The 15129-nt window shown below is 73.2% G+C and carries 12 protein-coding genes; all 12 read right to left on the bottom strand.

Annotated features, from left to right (window positions below; genetic code table 11):
* Positions 1–17: 17 nt before the first annotated feature.
* Positions 18–1166 (bottom strand): putative Ig domain-containing protein, encoded by a 1149-nt coding sequence (locus IEY61_RS02085; protein WP_189040480.1) that lies wholly within the window; start codon positions 1164–1166, stop codon positions 18–20.
* Positions 1167–1345: 179 nt separating this feature from the next.
* Entirely contained in the window at positions 1346–2821 is a 1476-nt protein-coding gene (gene gatA / locus IEY61_RS02080) for an Asp-tRNA(Asn)/Glu-tRNA(Gln) amidotransferase subunit GatA (protein ID WP_189040479.1), read from the bottom strand.
* Positions 2818–3123 carry an Asp-tRNA(Asn)/Glu-tRNA(Gln) amidotransferase subunit GatC gene (gene gatC / locus IEY61_RS02075; RefSeq protein ID WP_189040478.1) on the bottom strand — a complete coding sequence of 102 codons (306 nt, stop codon included), beginning with the start codon at positions 3121–3123 and terminating at the stop codon, positions 2818–2820. Before gatC ends, gatA begins: the two co-directional genes overlap by 4 nt.
* A 140-nt stretch (positions 3124–3263) precedes the next feature.
* Entirely contained in the window at positions 3264–5678 is a 2415-nt protein-coding gene (locus IEY61_RS02070; RefSeq protein WP_189040477.1) for a putative bifunctional diguanylate cyclase/phosphodiesterase, read from the bottom strand.
* A gap of 159 nt (positions 5679–5837) precedes the next feature.
* Positions 5838–7973, bottom strand: a complete 2136-nt coding sequence (ligA, locus tag IEY61_RS02065) for an NAD-dependent DNA ligase LigA (protein WP_189040476.1) — start codon at positions 7971–7973, stop codon at positions 5838–5840.
* Positions 7974–8039: 66 nt separating this feature from the next.
* Positions 8040–9053, bottom strand: coding sequence for an ADP-ribosylglycohydrolase family protein (locus IEY61_RS02060; protein ID WP_189040475.1), 1014 nt, complete (start codon positions 9051–9053; stop codon positions 8040–8042).
* Positions 9054–9102: 49 nt separating this feature from the next.
* Positions 9103–10158 (bottom strand): uroporphyrinogen decarboxylase/cobalamine-independent methonine synthase family protein, encoded by a 1056-nt coding sequence (locus IEY61_RS02055; RefSeq protein ID WP_189040474.1) that lies wholly within the window; start codon positions 10156–10158, stop codon positions 9103–9105.
* Positions 10159–10208: 50 nt separating this feature from the next.
* On the bottom strand, positions 10209–11282 hold the full coding sequence (gene mnmA / locus IEY61_RS02050; protein ID WP_189040528.1) for a tRNA 2-thiouridine(34) synthase MnmA: 1074 nt from the start codon (positions 11280–11282) through the stop codon (positions 10209–10211).
* 53 nt (positions 11283–11335) lie between these two features.
* Positions 11336–12511, bottom strand: a complete 1176-nt coding sequence (locus IEY61_RS02045; RefSeq protein ID WP_189040473.1) for a cysteine desulfurase family protein — start codon at positions 12509–12511, stop codon at positions 11336–11338.
* A 312-nt stretch (positions 12512–12823) separates the two neighbouring features.
* Entirely contained in the window at positions 12824–13783 is a 960-nt protein-coding gene (locus IEY61_RS02040; protein WP_189040472.1) for an electron transfer flavoprotein subunit alpha/FixB family protein, read from the bottom strand.
* A 12-nt stretch (positions 13784–13795) separates the two neighbouring features.
* Positions 13796–14575 carry an electron transfer flavoprotein subunit beta/FixA family protein gene (locus IEY61_RS02035; protein WP_189040471.1) on the bottom strand — a complete coding sequence of 260 codons (780 nt, stop codon included), beginning with the start codon at positions 14573–14575 and terminating at the stop codon, positions 13796–13798.
* Between the two features lie 123 nt (positions 14576–14698).
* A complete protein-coding gene (locus tag IEY61_RS02030) occupies positions 14699–15115 on the bottom strand; it encodes a hypothetical protein (RefSeq protein ID WP_189040470.1) in 417 nt (138 codons plus the stop codon).
* Between the last annotated feature and the right edge of the window lie 14 nt (positions 15116–15129).

The following is a 15129-nucleotide window of genomic DNA, read 5'->3' as shown; positions in this document are numbered from 1 at the left end:
CCCGCCTCGGCCGGGCATCACTCGGGGGTCGTGAACCGCCGCCGGTTGTAGGTCAGCACGAGCAGGATCCCGCCGATCGAGAACGCCACCACGCTCAGGAGCAGCAGCACCAGGGCCGAGTTCGATCCGGTGGTCGGCAGCCACCAACTGCCCCTCGGCTGCGGCGACGGCGAGGCCGCCGCCGGGGTCGCCGGCACCGCCTCGGTCGGGGTGGCCGACGGCTCGGTCGGGGCCGGCGTCGGAGCGGTCGGGGTCGCCGTCGGCGTGGGCGTGGGCGTCGGCGCGAACGGCGCGGCATCGACGATCAGCGGCAGTTCCTCGGTGGCGCTCGTCGCCGTACCGGCCGCGCGCACCGTGACGGCGAAGCTGCCCGCGACCTCGGGCTGACCGCTCAGCCGGCCGTTCGGGGCCAGGGTGAGCCCCGGGGGCAGGTCACCGGCGGCCACGCTGAACCGGATGTCGGTGTCGCCCTCCGCGGTGAACCGGAACGAGTACCCCTCGCCGACCGTGCCGCGCGGCGGTGTCCCGGAGGTGATGGTGGTGGCCGGTGCGGCGATCGCCACCGTGACCTCCTGGTCGGCGTGGAAGCCGTGCTGGTCGGTCAGCCGGATGCCGAAGGTGTAGCTACCGGGGGTGCTCGGCGTGCCGGCGAGGACTCCCCCGGACGACAGCGCCATCCCCGGCGGCAACACCCCCGAGCGCAACGACAGCCCGTACGGAGCGGTGCCGCCCGAGGCGGTGAACGTGTGCGTCGGGTACGGCTGCCCGGTGTACCAGGGCGAAATCGGCTCGCCAGAGGTGACGGTGACCGTCGGCGCGACCACCACGACGGTGACGCTCTGCTCGGCGGAGGCCTCGTCCGCGTCCGTCATCCGGATCCCGAAGGTGTAGCTACCGGGGGTGCTCGGCGTGCCGGCGAGGACTCCCCCCGACGACAGCGCCATCCCCGGCGGCAACACCCCCGACCGCAACGACAGACCGTACGGAGCGGCGCCGCCCGAGGCGGTGAACGTGTGCGTCGGGTACGGCTCGTGGGCGGTCACCGGCGACGCGGGCGTCCCCGAGGTGATGGTGACGCCCTCGGGGACGGCCATCGCCGGCCGCGCACCGCCGAGGAGCAGCACCATGAGCACCGAGACGATCGTGATCGGCCGCAGCGTCTTCATCGCGCACATCCAGGGATCGATCGAAAAGCCCTGACCGCGTTTCACCAGGGGATTGGCACTCTATCCGACCATCACCAACGCCGAGCCGCGGCACGTCGACTCAGCTTCGGGGTCGGTCCGCCGATGAGGCGGCGACGTCCCCCGAAGCTGAGTCGATCATGCGGATCGCGGAGGCCGGTTCAGAGCTCCGGTGGAGTGAGGGTGCCGACGGCGGTTTCCAGGGCGGCGGCGACGCGGTACATGCGGTCGTCGGCCATGGTCGGGGCCATCACCTGGAGGCCGACCGGCAGCCCGCCGGAGAGCCCGCACGGCACCGAAATGCCCGGCCCGCCGTAGAGGTTCGTCGGGCTGGTGAACAGGTCGGCCAGGTACATCTGGTACGGGTCGGAGGTGCGCGCCCCCAGTGGGAAGGCCACGAACGGGGTGGTCGGCGAGATCAGCGCGTCGACCCGCTCGAACGCGGCGGTGAAGTCCCGGGTGATCAGGGTGCGGACCTTCTGCGCCTGACCGTAGTAGGCGTCGTAGTAGCCCGAGGAGAGCGCGTACGTGCCGATCATGATCCGCCGCTTGACCTCGGGGCCGAAGCCGGCCTCCCGGGTCACGGACATGACCTCCTCCAACGACCGGTTGCCGTCGTCGCCGACCCGCAGGCCGAACCGGACACCGTCGAAGCGGGCCAGGTTCGAGGAGCACTCGCTCGGAGCGATCAGGTAGTACGCGGGCAGCGCGTACCTGAAGTGCGGGCAGGACACCTCCACGATCTCCGCGCCCAGCTTCGTCAGCGCGTCGACGGACTCGTTGAAGGCGGCCAGCACGCCCGGCTCGACACCCTCGTCGGCGAACTCGGAGACCACACCGAGGCGTACCCCGGTCAGATCGCCGGTCGCGCCGCGCTTCGCCGCGGCCACCACGTCCGGCACGGGCGCCGGGATGGAGGTGGAGTCGCGCGGGTCGTGGCCGCCGATCGCCTCGTGCAGCAGCGCGGCGTCGAGCACCGTACGCGCGCACGGGCCGGGGGTGTCCAGCGAGGAGGAGAACGCCACCAGCCCGTAGCGGGAGGTGCCGCCGTAGGTGGGCTTGGCGCCGACGGTGCCGGTGACCGCGCCGGGCTGGCGGATCGAGCCACCGGTGTCCGAGCCGATCGCCAGCGGCGCCTCGTACGCGGCGAGCGCCGCGGCGCTGCCCCCGCCCGAGCCGCCCGGAATGCGGTCGGTGTCCCACGGGTTGCGGGTCGGACCGTACGCCGAGTACTCCGTGGAGGAGCCCATCGCGAACTCGTCCATGTTGGTCTTGCCGAGCATCACCGTGCCGGCGGCCCGCAGCCGCTGCACGATCGTCGAGTCGTACGGCGGGCGCCAGCCCTCCAGGATCTTCGACCCGACGGTGGTCGGCACGCCCTTGGTGGTCAGCACGTCCTTGACCGCGACCGGCACGCCGGCCAGCGGGCCCAACTCCTCGCCGGCGGCACGCCGGGCGTCCACGTCGCGGGCGGCGGCCAGCGCACCATCGCTGTCGACGTGCAGGAACGCGTGGACCCGGTCGTCGACGGCGGCGATGCGGTCCAGGTGCGCCCGGGTGACCTCGACGGCGGAGGTCTCACCGGCGGCGACCAGCCCCGCGATCTCGGCAGCGCTCAACTTCGTCAGCTCGGTCACGATGCCACATCCTCGTCCAGGATCCGCGGTACGCGGAACCGCTGTTCCTCCGCGTCGGGCGCGCCCGACAGCGCCTCCTCGGGGGTCAGGCCGGGCGTCACGACGTCCTCGCGGAGCACGTTGGTCAGCGGCACCGAGTGCGAGGTCGGCGGAATGTCCGCGGCGGCGACCTCGCCCACCTGGGCGACCGCCTGAAGGATCACGTCGAGCTGGCCGGCGAAGGTGTCCAACTCCTCCTCCGACACGGCGAGCCGCGACAGTCGCGCCAGGTGCGCGACCTCCTCGCGGGAGATGGCGACCATCGGTGCCCCCTTCGTGGCTGTCCTGGGTCTGGGTAGTCCCACCTTCGGTCGGGCTGAGCGCGACCCGCGGTGACGGCAGCGAGTCTATTGTTCCGTGCCGGGCCGGCCGCCCCCGGCTCCCCGCACACCGGAAAGGCGCGTCACCGCGTGGGCAGGTCCGCGTCGTCGTGGCCGCCGAGCGGGCGTAGCGGACGGTACCGGGCCATCCAGGCGACGAGTTCCTCGGCCGGCATCGGCCGGGCGTAGAACCAGCCCTGGGCGGCGTCACAGCCGGCGGCGTGCAACATGCGCCAGCTCCGCTCGTCCTCCACGCCCTCGGCCACCACCCGCAGCCCCAGCGCCTTGGCCAGCTCGATCGTCGATCGTACGATCGCCGCGTCGTCGGCGTCGTCGACCATGCCGAGGACGAAGGACCGGTCGACCTTCACCTCCGACAGCGGCAGCCGACGCAGATGCTGAAGGGAGGAGTATCCGGTGCCGAAATCGTCGAGCGCGATGCCCACCCCGATCCGGTGCAGCCGGGTGATGGTGGTCAGCACCCGACGCGGGTCGGCCATCAGGGCACCTTCGGTGATCTCCAGTTGCAGCCGGTCCGGGGCCAGGCCGTGGCGGGCGAGCCGGTCGGCGATCTGGTCGGCGATCTCCCCGGTGTGCAGGTCACGCACGCTGACGTTGACCGCCGCCCGCAGCCGGAGACCCGCCGCCGACCACTTGGCGAGCTGCTCCATCACGTCGTCGACCACCCGGCGGGTGAGCAGGCGCATCACCGCGCTCTGCTCGGCGACCCGGATCAGCTCCTCCGGATCGACCATCCCCCGCCGTGGGTGCCGCCAGCGCAGCAGCGCCTCCACGCCGACCAGCTCACCGGTGGCGATCGCGATCTGCGGCTGGTAGTACATCATGATCTCGCCCACGTCCCCGGCCGGCTCGGGTGGCTCACCCGGTCGCACCGGTCGGTCCCACGCCTCGTCGGGGACCGGCGACTCGGCGGACTGGGCAGCGCGGCGCAGGATCGGATCGGCACCGGTGACGATGCGGTTCAACAGCTCGTCGTCGTGCGCCGCGACCGGCGGGCGGCCCCGGTACCGGCTCCACCACCGGTGGCCGGGGCGTTCGTGCGCCACGGCTTCCGCCGACGCCACCCCGGCCGGCCCGGTGGATGCCGGCGGCACCGCGGGCAACATGGCGCCGTCCCCGCCGCGCACCGCGGGCGCAGCCGGGCCCTCCTCCTCGCCCGGTCGGCCCGCCGACCGGGCCTCCAGCGCCCGGCGCAGGTCGGCGAGCAGGCCCAGGCGCTCGGCGGAGTTGTGGTCGGACTCGGCCGTGTAGACGGCGACGGTGTCGTTGCGGTGCTTCGCGTCGTACATCGCCACGTCGGCGTGGCGCATCAGGGTGGCGAAGTCCTCGCCGTGTTCCGGGTACAGGGCGATCCCGATGGAGCCGCCGACGTCCAGCGGCAACCCGTCCAGCGGCACCGGCTCGGCCAGCACCTGCACCACCTGGCCGGCCAGGGCCCGGGCCTGCGCGACGTCGGCCAGCCGGGTCATCACGATCGCGAACTCGTCACCGCCGAGGCGGGCGACCAGGTCCGGCGGCTCGACCACATCGGTCAGCCGGGCGCTCACCTCGACGAGCAGCCGGTCGCCCACCTCGTGCCCGAGCGCGTCGTTGACGTTCTTGAACCGGTCCAGGTCGATCAGCAGCAGGGCGAGGCGGGCGTCCGGCTCACCCCGCGCCCGGCGCTCGGCGTGCCGATGTAGCTGCTCGCTGACCTCGGCCAGCAGCGCCTTGCGGTTGGCCAGGCCGGTGAGCGGGTCGAGCAGGGTGAGTTGGTGCTGCTCGACGGTGAGCCGCGCCATCCGGTACACCGCGAAGAGCGGCACCAGCACCAACGGCACCAGGGCCGCGCTGGCCCGCGCGGCGGTGACGAGCACCGGCGCGAGCAGCAGCAGGCTGCCGGTGGAGAGCAACTCGAAGGGCAGCCCGTGCCAGGCGCTGGGCCACCACCGCTCGCCGAAACGCAACCGCACGGCGGCGGTGACCAGGCTGTAGTTGACCACGAGCCAGGCCAGCCCGGCACCGCCGATCGCCGCGATGTCGGTCCAGGCGAGCGGCCCGCCGTCGAAGACACCACCGGGCCCGAGACGGGTGACCGCGTACGCGGCGGCCAGGGCGCAGGCGTACTGGCCGGCGTTGAAGGCCGTCCGCCAGGGGGCGTATCCCAAACGGAGCCCGGACACCAGCACGGCGACCGCCTGCACCGCGACCGCGGGACCGAGCCCCCAGCCGAGCAGGATCGCAAAGGTGAAGCAGGTCGACGGGAAGACCGCCGAGGACTGCCGCCGGCCGGGTGGGACGAAGGGCCGTGCGTCGCAGGCCACCGCGAGCACCGCCATGGCCCAGAACGCCACCGGCAACTCGGGCAGCGTGCCGGCCAGCGACCTCAGCGGGCCGGCCGAGACCAGCACCGCCAGGATGAGCACGCCACCGACGAAGGCCGTGAACTGCGCCGTCCGTCCGGGCGGGATCAGGTTGCGCGGGTCGGGCGGCTCCATCACACCTTCCCGGTACGTCATTGCCGCGCGTGGGTTCACGCGCCGTGTTCCCAATGAAACGCCCCTGGTGCCCGATTTCCCGCCACGACAGCCGATCGGTCGTAGTCGTAATTAAGTTGGTATGTGCCGAGTGGATCCACGGACCGACCGGCGGGCGACTCACTCCTCGACGCGCGCCACCGCGCGGGCCGCCTCCGGACCCGCGTCGAGCAGCACCCGGAGGCCCTCCTCGTCGAGGATCGGCACCTTCAGGTCGGCTGCCTTGTCCGCCTTGGATCCCGGGTTGTCGCCGACCACCACGAACCCGGTCTTCTTCGACACCGAGCCGCTCACCTTGCCGCCCCGGGACTGGATCGCCTCGGTGGCCTGGTCGCGGGAGAACCCGCTCAGGGTGCCGGTGACCACCACGGTGATCCCCTCCAGCGGGCGCGGTCCCTCCGCCACCTGCGCCTCGGCCATCCGTACGCCCGCCTCGGCCCACTTGCGGACCACCTCGCGGTGCCAGTCGACGGCGAACCACTCGCGGATGCTGGCGGCGATGGTGGGCCCGACCCCCTCGACGGCGGACAACTCCTCCTCGGTGGCGTTGTCGATCGCCTCGACCGAGCGGAGCTGTCGGGCCAGGGCCTGCGCGGCGGTCGGCCCGACGTGCCGGATGGAGAGCCCCACCAGCACCCGCCACAGGTCGCGTTCCCTGGCCACGGCGAGGTTGTCGAGCAGCTTGATGGCGTTGCTGCCGAGGCTGCCGTCCTTGTTGACGAAGAACGGCGACCGGGCCAACTGCTCCGCGTCGAGCGAGAAGAGATCACCCTCGTCGGTGATGATCTGCGCGTCGAGCAACGCGGCGGCGCTCTTGTAGCCGAGCGCCTCGATGTCGAACACCTTACGCCCGGCCAGGTGGAAGACCCGCTCGCGCAGCTGTGCCGGGCAGCTGCGGGAGTTGGGGCAACGGATGTCGACGTCGCCCTCCTTGGCCGGGGCCAGCGGCGTCCCGCAGGCCGGACAGCTGGTGGGCATGACGAACGGTCGGGCGTCGGCCGGACGCAGGTCGACCACCGGGCCGAGCACCTCGGGGATCACGTCGCCGGCCTTGCGGATCACCACCGTGTCGCCGATCAGCACCCCCTTGCGCTCGACCTCACGCGCGTTGTGCAGGGTGGCCAGGGCGACGGTGGACCCGGCCACCCTGACCGGTTCCAGCACGGCGAACGGGGTGACCCGACCGGTACGCCCGACGTTGACGTCGATGTCGAGCAGCCGGGTGTTGACCTCCTCCGGGGGGTATTTGAAGGCGATCGCCCAGCGCGGCGCCCGGCTGGTCGAGCCGAGCCGGCCCTGGATCGGCACCGGGTCGACCTTCACCACCACCCCGTCGATCTCGTGCTCGACGTCGTGCCGGTGCTCGGCGTAGTGCGCGATGTAGTCCCGGACGCCGGCCAGGTCGGGCACCACCCGCCAACGGTCGCTGGTCGGCAGACCCCAGGCCCGCAGGGCGGCGTACGACTCGGACTGGGCAGCCGGTTGGTAGCCGCGGCGGGCGCCGATGCCGTGCACCACCAGGCGCAACGGCCGGGAGGCGGTGACCCGCGGATCCTTCTGCCGCAGGCTGCCGGCGGCGGCGTTACGCGGGTTGGCGAAGGGCTCCTTGCCCTGCTCGACCAGCCCGGCGTTGAGGTCGGCGAAGGCGGCGACCGGGAAGTAGATCTCCCCGCGCACCTCGATGAACCCGGGAACCGGACCGTGCTCCGCGGAGTCGGTGAGCCGGCTCGGCACGTCCCGGATGCTGCGGACGTTGGCCGTGACGTCCTCGCCGGTGCGACCGTCGCCCCGGGTCGCCGCCCGGACCAGCCGGCCCTGCTCGTAGGTGAGGTTGATCGCCAGCCCGTCGACCTTGAGCTCGCACAGGTAGGGCACCGACCCTCCGGCCTCCCGCTCCACCCGCTCCGCCCAGGCGGCGAGCTCCTCGTCGGCGAAGGCATTGTCCAGCGACATCATCCGTTCGGCGTGATCGACCGGGGTGAAGTCGGTGGAGAAGGCGCCGCCGACGCGCTGGGTCGGCGAGTCGGGGGTGCGCAGCGCCGGGAACTCCTGCTCCAGCGCCTCCAGCTCGCGCAACTGCCGGTCGAACTCGGCGTCGGAGATGATCGGCGCGTCGAGCACGTAGTAGCGGTACTGGTGTTCGGTCAGCTCCTGGCTCAGCGTGACGTGCCGCTCCCGCGCCTGCGGGGTGGGCTCGGCCCCCGCCGCCGCCTCCTGCGCCGCACTGACCTGCTGGCCGATGGCTTCCTCGGACACCCCGTGACCTCCTGTGACTGTCTACCCGGGCACGGTATCCGGCCGGTGGGACACTTCGCCGACCGGTCAGCCGGGTTTCCGTTCCCAGGTGGCCGCGAGGGCCGCCAGTTGGTCGGCGTACTCGATGCGGTCGGCCCATCCAGCGGGCCAGGCGGCCATGCCGGCGGCCGCGCCGACGAAGGCGCCGGCGAGGGCGGCGATGGAATCCGAATCGCCTGCGGTGCGGGCACCCCGGGCGAGCGCGCCGACCGGGTCCTCGGCATGCCGCAGGGCGCAGTAGAGCGCGGTGGCGAGGGCCTCCTCGGCGATCCAGCCGTCCCCGGTGCGCCGGCACGGGTCGCCGCCGTCGTCGGGTGCGGCGAGCGCCGCGGTCAGCCGGCGCAACGCGGCGGCGCACTCGTCCCAACCGGTGGCGATGAACTCCCCCGGTGTCGCGGCACCCGCCCGCCGCCACAGGTCGCCGAGCCAGTCGCTTCGGTAGACGGTGCGCTGGTCGCGGGCGCGCGCGGCGAGCAGGCCGGGCAGCTCCGCCAGCGCGACGCCGTCGATCAGCAGCCGCACGGCGTACGCGGTCAGCTCGCTGGCGGCCAGGCCGGTGGGGTGCCCGTGGGTCAGACCGGCCTGGAGCTGGGCCAGCCCGGCGAGGGTGTCGAGGTCGACGTCGAGCAGCCCGACCGGGGTGACCCGCATGTTCGCCCCGCAGCCCTTCGAGCCGACCACCGTGGCCTCCTGCCATGGCAGACCACGGGACAGCTCGGCGCAGGCGCGCAGGCAGGTCATCCCCGGCGCGCGATTGTTGTCCGGGCTGGCCGCCCAGTCGAGGAAGCGCCGCCGCAGCAGCGGCTCGACCGCCTCGGCGGTGTACCCGGGCGCGTCGTGCAGCGCCCAGGTCACCGCGAGCGCCATCTGGGTGTCGTCGGTGACCAGCGCGGGCTCGCCGACCAGCTCCCGGGGGCCGGCCGGACCGTACCGGCGGTCGATCTCGGCGACGCTGAGGAACTCGGTGGGCTTGCCCAGGGCGTCACCGTAGGCCAGACCGAAGAGCGAGCCAGCGGCTCGCCGTGATGCTGGACTGATCATGCAGGCGATGATGCCCGTCGCCCGCAACCTCCGGCAGCCCGCCGGACGGTCAGTCCTCGAACAGCCGGCGGCCGGCGTCGCGGCAGGCGGTGAGGACCGCCCGGGCGTACGCCGGGGTGGCTCCGGCCAGGCCGCAGGCGGGGGTGACCACCACCTGCTCGGCGAGGCGGCGGCGGGGAAAACCGAGCCGGTCCCAGAGGGTGCGTACCCGGTCGGCGACCTGGGCGGAGGTCGGCCCGCGATCGGTGGCCGGGCTGGTCGGCGAGCTGGTCCGCGCGGCGCCAGCCGGCGCGGTGGTGGCTGGCGGGGTGGTCGGCGCGGCGCCGGCGAGCAGCCCGAGCCCGGCGTCGAGCGCCTCGCCCAGCGAATCGAGGTCGGTGACCAGGCTCAGGTCGAGTGCGATGCCGGCCGCGCCGGCGGTACGGATCAGCTCCAGCGGCACGTCCGGGGCGCAGCAGTGCACCACGGTCGGCACACCGGCCGCCTCGATGACCGTGCCCAGCAGTGCCCGGACGTCCACCTGCTCCACCGCCCGGTAGGTGCCGAGGCCGCTCTCGGTCGGCACCCGCCCGGCGAGCACCGCCGGCAGGCCCGGCTCGTCCAGTTGGAGCAGCACCGACGCCCGGGGCACCCGACGGGCCACCGCCTCGACGTGGCCGCGCAGCCCTTCGGCGAGCGAGCCGGCGAGATCACGGACGGCGCCGGGGTCACGCAGCATCCGACCGCCGATCGGCAGCTCCACCGAGGAGGCCAGGGTGAACGGGCCGACCGCCTGGATCTTCAGCGGGCCGGCGTACTCCTCGGCCTGCTCGGCGAGCTGGTCGAGGTCGCGTTCCATCAGGTCACGCGCCCGGCGTAGGTCCTTGCCGGGGCGCGGGGCCACCCGCCAGCGGGCGGCGTACAGCTCCACCGGCAGCTCGACCAGCAGGCCGCCGGTGCGGCCGATCATGTCGGCGCCCGGACCGCGGGCCGGCAGCTCCGGCAGGTGCGGCAGCGCCGGCAGCTCGCCGAGCACCACCCGCTGCGCCTCGGCGATGTCGCTGCCCGGCAACGATCCGATCCCGGTCGCCGTCCCCGCCGGCCACGGCCAAGCCTGATTATTCACGGCCGAAGCCTACCGCCGCCGGCCGGCGGCAGGACTGGCGCAAGGGTGGGTCAGGTGGTGATGGTGGCGGAGCCGAGGACGACGTCGCCGGCGGGGTCGGGGCGGTAGGCCACGATCGCCTGGCCGGCGGCGACGCCACGGACCGGGCGGCGCAGGTCGGCGTGGAGGGTGTCGCCGTCGACGGTGACGGCGGCGGGGACCACGACGCCGTGCGCGCGCAACTGGACCTCGCACTCGATCGGGCCGTCGGGGCGCGAGCCGCCGGTCCAGACCGGGCGGGTGGCGTTGACCTCGGAAACCTCCAGCGCCTCGGCCGGGCCGACGGTCACCGTGTTGGTCTTCGGGGTGATCGAGAGCACGTAGCGGGGTCGGCCGTCCGGGGCCGGCCGGTCCAGGTGCAGCCCGCGCCGCTGGCCGACGGTGTAGGCGTACGCGCCGGCGTGCTGGCCCACCACGGCGCCGGTGGTCGCGTCGACCACGTCGCCGGGCGTCTCGCCGAGCCGCTGGGCCAGGAAGCCGCGGGTGTCGCCGTCGGCGATGAAGCAGATGTCGTGCGAGTCCGGCTTGTCGGCGACCGCCAGGCCCCGGCTCGCCGCCTCCTGCCGGACCTGCGCCTTGGTCGAGTCGCCGAGCGGGAAGATCGCCCGGTCCAGCTGCTGTCGGGTCAGCACGGCCAGCACGTACGACTGGTCCTTGGCCTCGTCCACGCTGCGCCGCAGCAGACCGTCGGGGCCGAGCCGGGCGTGGTGGCCGGTGACCACGGCGTCGAACCCCAGGGCCACCGCCCGGTCCAGCACAGCGGCGAACTTGATCTTCTCGTTGCAGCGCAGGCACGGATTCGGCGTACGGCCCGCCGCGTACTCGGCGACGAAGTCGTCGACCACGTCGGCGTGGAACCGGTCGGCCATGTCCCAGACGTAGAACGGGATGCCGAGCACGTCGGCCGCGCGTCGGGCGTCCCGGGAATCCTCCAGGGTGCAGCAGCCGCGCGCCCCGGTGCGGTAGGTCTGCGGGTTCCGGGCCAGCGCCAGGTGCACGCCGGTGACGTCGTGGCCGGCCTCCACCGCCCGCGCCGCCGCCACGGCGGAATCCACCCCGCCGGACATCGCCGCCAACACCCTCACCCGGACCACGCTCCCTTCGTCGGTCGAGCCTATCTCCGCACCGGTTGCCGGGGTCAGCGAGGAGTACGCGGGGCGGCGGCCCGCCGGGCCCGGTCGACGGCGGCCGGCAGGGCGGCGATCAGCGCGTCGACCTCCTCCGCGGTGCTGGTGTGCCCGAGGGAGAAGCGCAGCGAGGAGCGGGCCCGGTCGTCGTCCGCGCCCATCGCCAGGAGCACGTGCGAGGGCTGGGCCACCCCGGCCGAACAGGCCGAACCGGTCGAGCAGGCGATGCCCTGGGCGTCCAGCAGGAGCAGCAGGGCGTCCCCCTCGCAGCCCGGGAAGGAGAAGTGCGCGTTGCCGGGCAGTCGGTCGGTCGGGTCGCCGTTGAAGACGACCTCGGGCACCGCCTGCCGGACCCGCCGGACCAGGTCGTCGCGGAGCGCGGCCACCCGGGCGGCGTACTCCTGCTGGCCCTTGACCGTGGCCTCGACGGCGACCGCGAAGGCGACGATGCCGGCGGCGTCCAGGGTGCCGGACCGCACGTCGCGTTCCTGCCCGCCGCCGTGCAGCAGCGGTACGGCGGCGACGTCCCGGGCCAGCACCAACGCGCCGACCCCGACCGGGCCGCCGAGCTTGTGGCCGGTCACGGTGAGCGCGGCGACCCCGCTGGCGGCGAAGTCGACCGGCACCTGACCGACCGCCTGGATGGCGTCGGTGTGGAACGGCACGTCGTACTCGGCGGCGACGGCGGCCAACTCGCCGATGGGCTGGACGGTGCCGACCTCGTTGTTGGCCCACATGGCGGTGATCAGGGCGGTCCGGTCGCCGTGCTCGGCCAGCTCGGCGCGGAGCGCGTCGGGGTGCAGGCGTCCGGTGCCGTCGACCGGCAACCAGCCCACCTCGGCGTCCTCGTGCCGGCCCAGCCACTCCACGGCGTCGAGCACGGCGTGATGCTCGACCGCGCTGGAGGCCACCCGGTCCCGGCGCGGGTCGGCGTCCCGACGAGCCCAGAAGATGCCCTTGACCGCGAGGTTGTCGCTCTCCGTACCGCCCCCGGTGAAGATCACCTCGGACGGTCGGGCGCCCAGCGCGGCGGCCACCCGCTCCCGCGACTCCTCCACCCGCCGACGGGCACGCCGGCCGGACGCGTGCAGGGAGGACGCGTTGCCGACCTCGCGGGCGGTCGCGACGTACGCCTCGAGTACCTCGTCGAGCATCGGCGTGGTCGCGGCATGATCCAGGTAAGCCATCACGGTCCAGCCTAACGACCGCTCCCGCCCCGACCGCAGGCCGGATTGCCAGCTTCCCTCCGTCCGGCCGCCAGCACCGTCGACGGCGGCGGAACCTTCCCGGGTGTGGCGAATCTTCCGACCGCGACGGGGTATGCCCGCTGGGCGCTGCCGCCGGATGATCGACCGGCCGCAGTACCCTGGTCGTCGACGTTTCGTCGGGCGTGCCACGATGACAGCATCCACGCCCGCGACCGCCTGTCGAGGGCGCGCTGACTGCTGATCGGCGGGCCGGATCAGCTCCCCGGCCCGCCGATCAGCTTCCTCCGCGCGTCACTTGCGCTTGCGGATCTCCTCAGCGACCTGCGGTACGACCTTGAACAGGTCGCCGACCACGCCGTAGTCGGCGAGTTCGAAGATGGGTGCCTCGCCGTCCTTGTTGACCGCGACGATCGTCTTCGAGGTCTGCATGCCGGCCCGGTGCTGGATCGCGCCGGAGATGCCCAACGCGACGTACAGCTGCGGGGAGACGGTCTTGCCGGTCTGCCCGACCTGGAACTGGTGCGGGTAATAGCCGGAGTCGACCGCGGCGCGGGACGCGCCGACCGCCCCACCGAGCAGGTCGGCCAGCTCCTCGACCAGCGCGAAGTTGTCCGCGTTGCCGACTCCCCGGCCGCCGGCGACCACCACGCCGGCCTCGGTCAGCTCCGGGCGGGAGCCCTTCTGCTCGGCGACCCGCTCGACCACCCTGGTCAGCTTGTCGGTGTCGGTGACGGTGACGGTGAGCTGCTCCACCGCCGGGGTCGCGGCGGCCGGCGTCGGGGTCACCGAGTTCGGCCGGACGGTGACCAGCGGCAGGCCGCGGGTGACCTTGGACTTGACGATGGCCGAGCCGGCGAAGACCACCTGGGTGGCGGTGCCGTCGGCGGCCAGGTCGGTCACGTCGGTCAGGATGCCGTTGTCCAGCTTCACGGCCAGCCGGGCGGCGATCTCCTTGCCCTCCTGCGAGGAGGCGAGCAGCACCGCGGCCGGCTGCACCCGCTTGACCAGGTCGGCCACGACGGTGGCCTTCGGCGCCACCAGGTAGCCGTCGATCTGGTCGCCCTCGGCCGCGTACACCTTCTGCGCGCCGTACTCGCCCAGCTTGCCGGCGAGCGCGTCGGCGGCGCCGGCACCGCCGAGCACCACCGCCGACGGGGTGCCCAGCTCCCGGGCCAGGGTCAGCATCTCCAGGGTGACCTTCTTGACGCCGAACTCCCCGGTGGCTTCGACGACGACGAGAACCTCAGACATATCCCCCACCTCTCACACGAACTTCTCGGTGGCGAGGAACTCGACCAGCTGCACGCCGCCGGAACCCTCGTCGGTGACCTTCACCCCGGCCGAGCGCGGCGGGCGCTTGCTGTGCTCCACCACGGCACTCGTCGCGCCGGCGAAGCCGACCTCATCGGCGGCCACGCCCAGGTCGGCCAGGGCCAGGGTCTGCACCGGCTTCTTCTTCGCGGCCATGATGCCCTTGAACGACGGGTACCGCGGCTCGTTGATGGTGTCCCACACGGAAACCACAGCCGGCGTCGAGGCGGTGACCACCTCGTAGCCCTCCTCGGTCTGCCGTTCCACGGTCAGCGTGGACCCGTCGACGGTGAGCTTGCGGGCGCCGGTCAGCGCCGCGATTCCCAGCCGTTCGGCCAGCATGTGCGGCATCACCTGCACCCGCCCGTCGGTCGATTCCGACCCGCAGAGCACCAGATCCGCGTTCAGCTGGCCCAACGCCGCGGCGAGCACCTTCGAGGTCGCCACCGCGCACGAGCCGTGCAGCGCGTCGTCCAGCACGTGCACCGCCTTGTCCGGCCCCATCGACAACGCCTTACGGATCGACTCGGTCGCCCGATCCGGACCCATGGTCAGGATCGTCACCTCGCCGCCGTGCGCCTCCTTGATCTTCAAGGCCTCCTCGATGGCGTACTCATCCATCTCGTTGATGACGTTGTTCGCCGAACCGCGGTCGACGGTGTTGTCGTCAGAACGCAGGTTGCGGTCCGCGCCCGAATCGGGCACCTGCTTGACGAGTACGACGATGTTCATCGCGCTTCGACGACCCTCCTGCTGTGGTGGTGTGATCATTCACCGGCCTGTGGGCCGCAGCCTCGCTTCTTAGTCACCGTTAGGTCAACCATGAACCGCTGTGCGGTTGCCCACGGCGCAATGTTACCTGCCAGTAGCATCGGCGCCCAGCGCGCCCCTGACCCGCGCGATGGCCTCGGCCTCGGCGGGGCTGACGCCGTTGTCGGCCCGCGCGGCGCGATCGGCGGCGGCCAGCACCACCGCACGGTAGGCCGGCAGCTCCCGGGGGGCCTTCTCGGTCAGGATCCCGACCGCCCGGCGCAGCGCCGGCAGCGCCGCCGACTCGACCTCGGCCGCCGACTCCCGCGGCAGGTTCGGCAACGGTCCCCTGGTCAACGCCTCCTGCACCAGGCCGCCGGCGTCGACCATCGCCCCGGCGGCGGCGAAGCTCTCCCGGAACAGGGCGAGCATCCCCGGGTCGGCGTTCGCGACCAGGAACACCGCGCCGAAGGCACCGGTCTTGAGGGTCAGCTTCTCCTCGTCCGTCAACCGTTGCGTCATGATCACGGAGTGTA

Source organism: Micromonospora sonchi, from assembly GCF_014646235.1.
Lineage (GTDB): Bacteria > Actinomycetota > Actinomycetes > Mycobacteriales > Micromonosporaceae > Micromonospora > Micromonospora sonchi.
The sequence above is the reverse complement of the archived record's forward strand: the minus strand, read 5'-3'. Positions and strand labels throughout refer to the sequence as shown.